This is a genomic window from Crocosphaera watsonii WH 8501 (genome assembly GCF_000167195.1).
Taxonomy (GTDB): domain Bacteria; phylum Cyanobacteriota; class Cyanobacteriia; order Cyanobacteriales; family Microcystaceae; genus Crocosphaera; species Crocosphaera watsonii.
This window is the reverse complement of sequence record NZ_AADV02000166.1, coordinates 1-9,611: the sequence shown is the minus strand read 5'-3', so window position 1 is coordinate 9,611 and position 9,611 is coordinate 1. Positions and strand designations below refer to the sequence as shown.

At 37.6% G+C, this 9,611-nt stretch carries 6 protein-coding genes and 2 pseudogenes; 1 reads left to right on the top strand and 7 read right to left on the bottom strand.

Features of this window, described 5'->3' with window-relative positions:
- Positions 1–240: 240 nt before the first annotated feature.
- Positions 241–1,398, top strand: coding sequence for an IS4 family transposase (locus CWATDRAFT_RS27040; protein WP_007307983.1), 1,158 nt, complete (start codon positions 241–243; stop codon positions 1,396–1,398).
- A 196-nt stretch (positions 1,399–1,594) separates the two neighbouring features.
- Here the strand turns inward: CWATDRAFT_RS27040 and CWATDRAFT_RS40590 are convergent, their stop codons facing one another.
- From CWATDRAFT_RS40590 to CWATDRAFT_RS27005, 7 genes and pseudogenes are all read right to left on the bottom strand, one after another.
- Entirely contained in the window at positions 1,595–1,933 is a 339-nt protein-coding gene (locus CWATDRAFT_RS40590; RefSeq protein WP_007307982.1) for a type II toxin-antitoxin system HicB family antitoxin, read from the bottom strand.
- A complete protein-coding gene (locus CWATDRAFT_RS27030; protein WP_007307981.1) occupies positions 1,915–3,441 on the bottom strand; it encodes an IS5-like element ISCwa2 family transposase in 1,527 nt (508 codons plus the stop codon). The genes CWATDRAFT_RS40590 and CWATDRAFT_RS27030 overlap by 19 nt, the downstream gene beginning before the upstream one ends.
- A 248-nt stretch (positions 3,442–3,689) precedes the next feature.
- The gene (pruA, locus tag CWATDRAFT_RS27025; protein WP_007307980.1) at positions 3,690–6,662 is read right to left on the bottom strand and encodes an L-glutamate gamma-semialdehyde dehydrogenase; all 2,973 of its coding nucleotides are present in this window, start codon (positions 6,660–6,662) and stop codon (positions 3,690–3,692) included.
- 187 nt (positions 6,663–6,849) lie between these two features.
- Positions 6,850–7,071, bottom strand: coding sequence for a type II toxin-antitoxin system HicA family toxin (locus tag CWATDRAFT_RS27020; RefSeq protein WP_042712563.1), 222 nt, complete (start codon positions 7,069–7,071; stop codon positions 6,850–6,852).
- 166 nt (positions 7,072–7,237) lie between these two features.
- Positions 7,238–7,444 (bottom strand): type II toxin-antitoxin system HicB family antitoxin, encoded by a 207-nt coding sequence (locus tag CWATDRAFT_RS27015; protein ID WP_007307979.1) that lies wholly within the window; start codon positions 7,442–7,444, stop codon positions 7,238–7,240.
- Between the two features lie 113 nt (positions 7,445–7,557).
- Positions 7,558–8,772 (bottom strand): annotated as a pseudogene (locus CWATDRAFT_RS27010) (NF041680 family putative transposase); the annotation flags it as partial.
- A 23-nt stretch (positions 8,773–8,795) separates the two neighbouring features.
- Positions 8,796–9,611 (bottom strand): annotated as a pseudogene (locus CWATDRAFT_RS27005) (IS5-like element ISUnCu10 family transposase); the annotation flags it as partial.

Sequence of the window (9,611 nt, the reverse complement as noted above, 5' to 3'; positions counted from 1 at the left end):
CCAACAGGCAATCGCATTAAAATCTGAGATGCGTGATCCAGTAAAGATTTTAGAGTTTCAGTACAAATGAACGGCGATAGCGAAACCTCTTATGCAGTCAGCTTTTCAAAAATTAAATGCGATTGCCCTGCCCCCCCAAACTGTTTTGATGCGCGAGCGTCAACTCCTAAAAGAGAGAAAACAATCCGATTTTATGCTAATAATAATCAGATTGTCCTTAATCGTTTTATAACTTAAATCATGAGCTTTTTAGCAGTTTATGAATCTCATTTTACCAAACATTTAACACAAACACAGTTCGAGGCTTTTAGAATTTTACTGTGGTTGCTGACAGTACATAAACAGGTTAGAATAGAACGGTTAGCAGCTTGTTTTCCTTTACCAATCCTTTATCAAAGTCGTCGTAAACATATCCAGAGATTCCTAGTTTTGTCAGCTTTAGCCATTCCCAGATTCTGGTTTCCTGTGATTAAAGCTATTATTTGTAAAGAATTTAAGACTGGCTCTCGTCTGATTATAAAAATTGACCGAACCCAATGGAAAGATAAAAATGTTTTCATGGTTGCTGTTATCTGGAAAAAGCGGGCTTTACCCATCTATTGGACACTTTTAGGGAAAAGAGGAGCCAGCAGATTATCTGAACAACAGGCATTAATTCAACCTGTTCTTTGTCTTCTAAAAAACTATGAGTTAGTCATTCTTGGAGACCGAGAATTCCACAGTGTTAAATTAGCTTATTGGTTGAAACAAAAAAGTAAAAAACAAAAGTTATTCTTCGCTTTTCGTCAGAAACAAGGTACAAACCAGAAAAAAGATGATGAAGATTATCAAACTTTTTCGCAGTTAGGAATGAAACCTGGGATGAAGATGTTTTTAACTGGGGTTTCAGTCACTAAAAATAAAGGGTTTGGAAACTTTAATGTGGGAGCATATTGGAAAAGAAAATACAAGGGCAAACAGGAAAAAGAGCCTTGGTTTATTCTTACCAACTTAGACAGTTTATCAGAGGTCTTGAAAGTCTATCGAGCCAGGGCAGGTATTGAAGCTATGTTCAAGGATTGTAAGACAGGGGGTTATAATTGGGAGGGAAGTAAAGCCAATAATAAACGACTAAATTCCTTGATTTTATTAATAGCGATCGCTTACACTGCTACTTCTTTAAAAGGCAAAACATTTCGACAAACCAATCAAGGAAAATATATTGCTCGTCTAACTGAAAAATCAAGATGTGACCGAAGACATAGTAATTTTTGGATAGGACTTTATGGCTCTCTTTGGATTCACGCTTGGGAATTTTGCTCTGATTTTATTTCAATTATGATGAGCAATAATCCCCAGAAACTCAACAATTATAAAAAAGGGTTACAAGCCATGTCCATAATAGATAAGACGGCTTGATTCCCCTATTTTATCTTAACATAAAATAACCAGTGGAAGATGATTTATTTTAGATGTAACTATCCAAAATAAACCAATTTTTATTTTTTAATAAAAACTAATATTGCCCAAGGGGTTGATTTTGAGCATCAACCCTGTGGGGGGGAGGAGGGTTACACCGTCCTCCCCCCCACACACACGGCAAGAATGATTATCATTATTGTTTATTCTCAATAAGCCCTCTAGTTTTTGACAATTTATAGAGCGATCGCCACGGCTGAAACCCTCTTTCAATCAGGGTTTTAACGGGCTTGTCACCCCGTGAGGTGCTAGGTTTAGGAATAAAATCACCATCCTCTACCATTAAATTAATATGACCTATTAAAGCTTCTTTTGCCATTATTTTTACTTCTTCAATACTTTCTCCAGCACTAATACAACCAGGAAAATCATAAAATTGTACGCCATAATCACTATCTTCATCTTTGTGAATTGTTGCAATATAAGTAGGGTTTGCTGAAAAAGTTCCTCCAAAATTTATGCCACTTTTGACCAAGAATTTTCTGACAAATCAATAAGTTTTAGTACATAAAAATTGTTTAAAGTATAATCAAAATTAATGAAAGGCGGTTTGATGAGTTCTCCTGTTCTATTATTAGTAAATAAGGACAAAAAAAGCGACAAAAACTGCCTCAGAAGTTTACAAAGATTGACAACTGAAAATGTAATAGCAATAGATGTAATGGAGGTTTCAGGGAGTTTTGTCATCACGAGATTTAGGCTAAATCTTCGTTTAGCTTGTCCAAACTTTCCCTCAATAGCATTACGGAAGCATTCATCGGAGTGGGCTTGTTTCTTTTCTTCTTCACTGACATTTTTCGGAGGTCTTCCTAACTTCGGACTACTGATTCTTATCCCTCTTTCCTTACACCAATTTCTGTTTTCCCTAGTTCGATAAATTTTATCTACATGGACGGATTCGGGATAATAGCCAAACGTTTCTTTATACTTTTCTACTTGTTCTTTTAAATGACAAGATTCATTGAAGTTTTCCAAACTTATTTTGTCTAGAAACACATAGTTATCTACACAGCTTACTGAGAGTTTAGCTCCAAACTCTATTGGTTTTCCTGCTTTTCTCCTCACTATTGGACGAATATGCGGTTGAGTTAAACTTACAATTCTTTGAGGAACACTCTGGGTCTTATTCTCCCACATTGACTGTTGTTGTTCATAAACTTTTTTGATAGTCTCTAGACAATTTTTCTGTCTTTTACTCAGATTTTCCAGGGAAGCCCCAGCTTGGATTAAGTCTTCTATATTTCCTAAATTTTTCTTAAGGTATTTTAACTGTTTCCCGATAGCTTTTCTTCTTTCTTGATAAGATACTTTTCGTTTTTTAGCTACTTTTAAGTATTCCTTTCTAGCAATTTTTCTAGAAGTTCTCGGCTTTTTTCTCAATTTTACTCTTAATAGTTTATAAAGATTATCTATTATTCTTTCTGTCTCAATTCTGGCTTGATTTAATATGCCTAAATCCGTTGGGTATTTGATGTCTGCTGGCGCACAAGTCGCATCTAAAATTAGTTTACCTTTATTTTTTATTTTTTCTCCTTTTTCTTGGAGACAATCCTTTTTTTTTACTTCTTTATCACTCTTGTCTATTTCTCTTTTTACTATTTTTTTATTGATTTTGTTTATCAATTCTCCATCAATTCTTTTCCTAAAATGAACTAGCATTGAAGGTTCCAGTGGTGGCTCTTGTTGATAACAATTTAAACCTATAAAGTATTGTAGATAAGGATTTTCTCTAATCTGTTCTATAGTTTCTCTATCACTTGTTCCTGATTTTTCCTTAATAATTAATGTCCCTAATGCCATTCTAAATAGTTTGGCTGGCGCACCTTTTTCTGCTGAAAAAAGTTTAGCATATTCTTCCTCAAAATCATCCCAAGGTATCAACTCTGCCATGATTACCCAACGATTATTGGGGGACAATTTGCTCTCGAAAGGTAATTCAAATTTTTCTGGGGGCGGTAAAGGTTGCTCCTCTTTTCGATACATTTGTTCTTGACCAACAACTGGGAGGTGTTTTTACCAATTATAGCGGTTTGTAGCCGACAAAGCTGATCTTCTTTGCGATCGCGAATATGGGTGTAACCTTTTAAAGAATAGGGTTTTGCTTTTATTCAGCAAACCCTAAGTAATCATGTTAAAAAATAAGATAAGTAAGGTGGGCATTGCCCACCCTACAGATTATTATGTAGCCAAAAACCTAACTTCTGACTTCTGACTTCTGACTTCTGACTTCATTACTCGTTGCCTTCTATGGGTGCAAACCCTTGACGCTGAATATTCTCGCTAATATGACGAGGTTCGAGGAACTGTAATAAATAGTCGGGGCCTCCTGCTTTGGAACCCACACCGGACAACTTGAACCCACCAAAAGGTTGACGGGAAACGATCGCCCCGGTAATAGTTCGGTTTATGTACAAGTTACCTACTTCAAACTCTTTCTGGGCCTGTTCGATATGTTCGGGACTACGGGAATATAAACCCCCAGTCAAAGCGTAGTCGGTTCCATTGGCAACTCCTAACGCTTCGGCAAAGCTTTTAACTCGCATCACCGCCACCACTGGACCAAATATCTCCTCTTGGGCAATAGTATGGTTGGGTAAGACATCCCCGAAAATGGTGGGACCCACATAAAAACCGTTGTCAGGGGCTTCCATTTGCAGGGCAAGGGTTGACTCTTGTTTTGCTATTTCGATGTACTCTAGAATGCGTTTTTGTGCCGTTGCGTCGATCACTGGCCCAACTTGGGTAGAGGGTTGATCTGTTGCCCCCACATTCAACGACTTAGTAGCCTCCACAAACCTTTCTAAGAAAGCATCATAAACCGGGTCTAAAACAATGATACGGGAGGCTGCGGAACATTTTTGACCGCTATATCCAAAGGCAGAAAATACAGCCCCTGCTACCGCTTGATCCAGATCGGAACTTTCATCAACAATAATAGCGTTTTTGCCCCCCATCTCTGCAATAACCCGTTTTAGGTGTTTTTGTCCTGGTTGTAAGATAGCAGCATCGGCATAGATGCGACATCCTACTTCCCTCGACCCGGTAAAGGCGATCAAATGTACGTCAGGATGGTTGACCATATATGCCCCTACTTTGGAACCCTTACCAGGAACCAGTTGAAATACTCCTTTAGGAATACCGGCATCTACCAATATTTCGGCAATTTTAGCAGCGATAACCGTAGAAGTTTCGGCTGGCTTCAATAAGGTACAATTTCCTGTTACTAAGGCTGCTACTGTCATGCCTGTGGAAATAGCAAAGGGAAAGTTCCAGGGAGAGATAACTAAAGCGATGCCTCTGGGTTGATAATGATAACGGTTGGTTTCCCCTGCTACATCGTAGTTATAACCCTTGTCTAACCGTTCCATTTCATCGGCATAATAACGGCAAAAGTCGATGGCCTCGGATACTTCTGCGTCTGCTTGCTGCAATACTTTACCGACTTCTACACAGATCCAAGCGGATAACTCATGACGGCGTTCTTCCATTAAATCGCCAGCTTTACGTATTATTCTCGCTCTTTCTGTCGCAGGGGTTTTCTTCCAGTCTTTAAAGGCTTCTCTTGCAGCATTTAAAGCTTGTTCTGCCTGAGAAACAGAAATTAAACCAATTTGTCCCACCACTTCAGAAGACTTGGAAGGGTTCACGGATTCGACAATGACATCTGTTTGGACATATTCCCCGTTAATTAAGGGTAAATAGGTCTTACCTAAACTATCTTTGACTTTAGCTAAAGCTTTCTCTGCTTTATCCCGTAGGACTTCCCGAGAGTAATCTGTATCAGGGACATTGACAAAACTCTCTTTTTGTGCTATGCGTTCGGTATTCCCCGAAAGCGTTGGGGAGGCGATTAAGTCTTCGATGGGTCTTTCTTCTAAATTTTGGCGCAAGAAGGAACTATTAGCGGTATTTTCCAGTAAACGACGGATTAAGTAGGCCATACCTGGTAACAAGTTACCGTAGGGCGCATAAACTCGCACACGATGCCCTGTTTTAACTAACGCTTTGGCTAACTGATCCCCCATTCCATATAATACCTGCATCTCGAAAGCGCGAGAGGGGACTTTTAAGGTTTCAGCGATGGCGATCGCCCTTGCTTGCGATCGCACGTTATGGGAACCAATAGCAGCGTACAAATATTGATGATTTTCCAATAATAATTGGGTCATCTCTTCGTAGTTAACATCTGTAGCTGATTTTTGGTTATATACAGGTTGTGGCCAGTGATTTTGTTCAGATTTAATGGTTTCTTGATCCCAGTACGCCCCTTTCACCAATCTTATTGTAATGGGAGTACCTCGTTGTTTGGCCCAAGAAATGAGATCGTGTAAGTCTTGTTTGGAGTCTCTTAAATATGCTTGTAAGGTAACACCAATATCGCTACGGTTGCGAAACTCCTCTTCTAACAATAATTCTCTTAGGATAGATAGAGTCAGATCCTTGTAAACATATTGTTCCATATCAAAATGGATGGCAACCCCTAACTCTTGGGCCCGGCGCAGTAGAATACGAATAAGTGTACAGACTTTTTCTTTACTTCCTTGGGGATCGATGGGATCAAACTGGGAATAAAAAGCGGTTAATTTAACAGAAACTTGAACCTTAGATAAGTTTTCATCACCTGCTGTGTCTATTTGAGCTACATTTGACCATTTTTTTGACTCTGTAGCCAATTTTTCCATCAAGTCGAGATAACTATCAAGATAAGCTTTGGCCTCGCTTTCCGTAATAACTGCTTCTCCTAACAAGTCAATAGTAAAACCCATTTTCTCTTTTCGGAGACGTTCGACGGTTTTAATGACTTGGGGGACAGTTTCACCAGAAATATACTTGAATGCTAAGGTTTGCACCGCTTTACTTATAGTTTCGGCTGCTACTTTAGCAGGAAGGGAATTATAATCAGTAAAGTTAAGAATACCCTTTAATGAACTAGGTAATTCTACGGACTCATCCCCTAAGTATTGTTGCAGATGATGGGCTATTTCTGCATTACTTTGTAGCGCGGGTAATGTGTCGATAAAATGGAATAATTGCACCCGTAAACCAGGGTTAGCCATAGCAAAGTCTAATAGTTTATCGTCTAAACGCATTTGGTCGCCTAATTTAGACCAAAGTGATCGTTTTTCACGGGTTTGGGCGATTAATTCCTTAGCTATTTCCTGGGTTCGTTGTTCGTAGGTTGTAGAATCAAGTTGTACTACCAAAATTTCATACTCTCCTATCTATAGTGTGTGAGGCGTTGGGGAATTTTTAAGGATAATGTTGAGTAAAAGTATCTAATGTTACTTTCTTTCTTAATTTTAGCTTAAGATTGTCCCGTAATATACGGTTATGGTGGAGGGTTTAATATTATTAAGCCCAAAATTATAATATTAATCTTTATGATTATTGTTAAAGTAAATTAATAAAATCTTCTACACTTGTATCCGCATCCCTAATAATAGCTCGTAATGTTCCTTTAGGTAATGTTTGATGATCAGGGACAACAACTTGTAAAAAAGGATTATCTCTTCTTAAGATAATATGACTGCTTTGTCTACGTTTTTGATAAAATCCTATTTTTTTAAGGACCTCAATGCACTGCTTTCCAGAAATATTAGGAAGTTTACTCATACAACAACTAGAAAAGTCTCAAAGTTTTGGGTTCTACCAAACCTGTTATGTAAAACTATTAAAAAAACATTCTGAAAGCCTGATTTAGCAAACATTTGAGTTTTTGATAGTTTGGTTTTTATTGACTTCCTTACTAAGTTAGGCTTAGTGATGGTTTGAGCGATTTTTACCACACTAAGTTCGGTGTAGCCAAGTTTTCTTCTGGTATAGGTAAGTTATCCTCCTCTAAAGCAGCAATATAACCTGTAATAGCTTCTTTTATGTTAGCAAGAGCTTCTTCTTTTGTATTCCCTTGACTAACACAACCTTTAAGACTGGGACATTCAACAATCCAATAATTGTCTTCATCTTTGTATAATTGGACTTTGGACAAAAAAAGTTTGTTAGCGTATATTTTACGCTAAACTAAAATCCCAAAATATCGGCTCTGTATCAGTCAATAAAATTGGCTGACAAATAGGGCTAATCTATAGATTCTGAGGAAAACTAAGGAGCTTTTAAGTTTTCAGTTGATTTTTTGCTCCCTTTCTTGATAACATCATGACGAGTTCGTGGGGCTTTTTTGTAACCTTTAATACGTCCGGAAGAAAAACCTCGACGTTTGGGAAATTTGGCGAAAGTCCCCAAGGTCGTAATTATTCTTGAAAAGTCTCTTTGAACTAGACTAGGGGTGATTTTGATGGATTTATTAGTCTTCAAATACTGTTCCCAATCACGGGGTAAAACCACAGCTAATTTTCTGGCAGCCCACAAATTTACATAAGAAAGAAGTGTTAGTTTAAACCAATTTTCTTCATGATGTACATCGGGAGTTAAATAAGATGTCATCAATAATCTTTGTTTACCAAATCGAAAAAGATGTTCCATGTCATAACGTTGTCGATAACAGTGATAACAATCAACTAAACTTAACTCATCGCGCCGAGAACCAATAACAATAAGCCACATAGGTTTCCAAATACTATTTCTTTCTTGAGCTCTGACAACAATCTGGAGTAAAGTAAAGGGGTGATTGTTCATTTTATAGTTTTTAGTTCCTCTCATTAACATCTGTTTCCATCCCGAAATAGTCACTGTTAATTGACGACCTTTTTTCGTTGTAAAGGGAACATGATGAACTTCATCAGGTTCAGTCCAAGTTTGGTCATCTTTAAGGTCAAATTTATCCCCATACCAACGGGGATGTCCCGAAGTTTTGGCTTGATTTGGGTCCCGAATAAATTGACGATAAAAAACTCGGTCACTTCTAACTCTTGTAATAGTAACTACGTCTTCAGGCTTAACTTGTTCCCCAATAAAATCCTTTTGGCTGTAGTCACTATCAGCCACTAAGACAGATAATTTATCAGAAAATAAAGAACTTTGCCAGATTTTTTTTAGTTGTTGATTGCCTTGATTTACTCCTTTATGTTTAGAGGGGACTCGCTCTCCTGATAAGGGGACAGCCCAAGGGACTTTTTCTGTGTCTATTTGGTCAGGTAAAGCGCAGACAACGGAATAACAATGTCCAATATTAATGGGTTTATTTCCCTTAATTGGATTGGGGTAATGAATAAAGGTTTTATCCGCTAACGTTTCGGCAAACGGTCGTGGACAGGGAGTTGTGTCAATACCAAATAAGTTATAATGTTTTGAAGTGGGAGGAATTGTTCTCGATACCGCTGAAAATAAAGTCTCAATTCTCTGTTCATAATTAGGGTTTGCTGAAAAAGTTTCTCCAAAATTTATGCCACTTTTGACCAAGAATTTTCTGACAAATCAATAAGTTTTAGTACATAAAAATTGTTTAAAGTATAATCAAAATTAATGAAAGGCGGTTTGATGAGTTCCCCTGTTCTATTATTAGTAAATAAGGACAAAAAAAGCGACAAAAACTGCCTCAGAAGTTTAGAAAGATTGACAACTAAAAATGTAATAGCAATAGATGTAATGGAGGTTTCAGGGAGTTTTGTCATCACGAGATTTAGGCTAAATCTTCGTTTAGCTTGTCCAAACTTTCCCTCAATAGCATTACGGAAGCATTCATCGGAGTGGGATTGTTTCTTTTCTTCTTCACTGACATTTTTCGGAGGTCTTCCTAACTTCGGACCACTGATTCTTATCCCTCTTTCCTTACACCAATTTCTGTTTTCCCTAGTTCGATAAATTTTATCTACATGGACGGATTCGGGATAATAGCCAAACGTTTCTTTATACTTTTCTACTTGTTCTTTTAAATGACAAGATTCATTGAAGTTTTCCCAACTTATTTTGTCTAGAAACACATAGTTATCTACACAGCTTACTGAGAGTTTAGCTCCAAACTCTATTGGTTTTCCTGCTTTTCCCCTCACTATTGGACGAATATGCGGTTGAGTTAAACTTACAATTCTTTGAGGAACACTCTGGGTCTTATTCTCCCACATTGACTGTTGTTGTTCATAAACTTTTTTGATAGTCTCTAGACAATTTTTCTGTCTTTTACTCAGATTTTCCACGGGAAGCCCCAGCTTGAATTAAGTCTTCTATATTTCCTAAATTTTTCTTAAGGTATTTTAACT

What these genes read in the sequence shown, in the direction of transcription:
- CWATDRAFT_RS27040 (WP_007307983.1), top strand. Translation starts at nt 241, where the DNA reads ATGAGCTTTTTAGCAGTTTATGAATCTCATTTTACCAAACATTTAACA.
- CWATDRAFT_RS27030 (WP_007307981.1), bottom strand. Translation starts at nt 3,441, where the DNA reads ATGTATCGAAAAGAGGAGCAACCTTTACCGCCCCCAGAAAAATTTGAA.
- CWATDRAFT_RS27020 (WP_042712563.1), bottom strand. Translation starts at nt 7,071, where the DNA reads ATGAGTAAACTTCCTAATATTTCTGGAAAGCAGTGCATTGAGGTCCTT.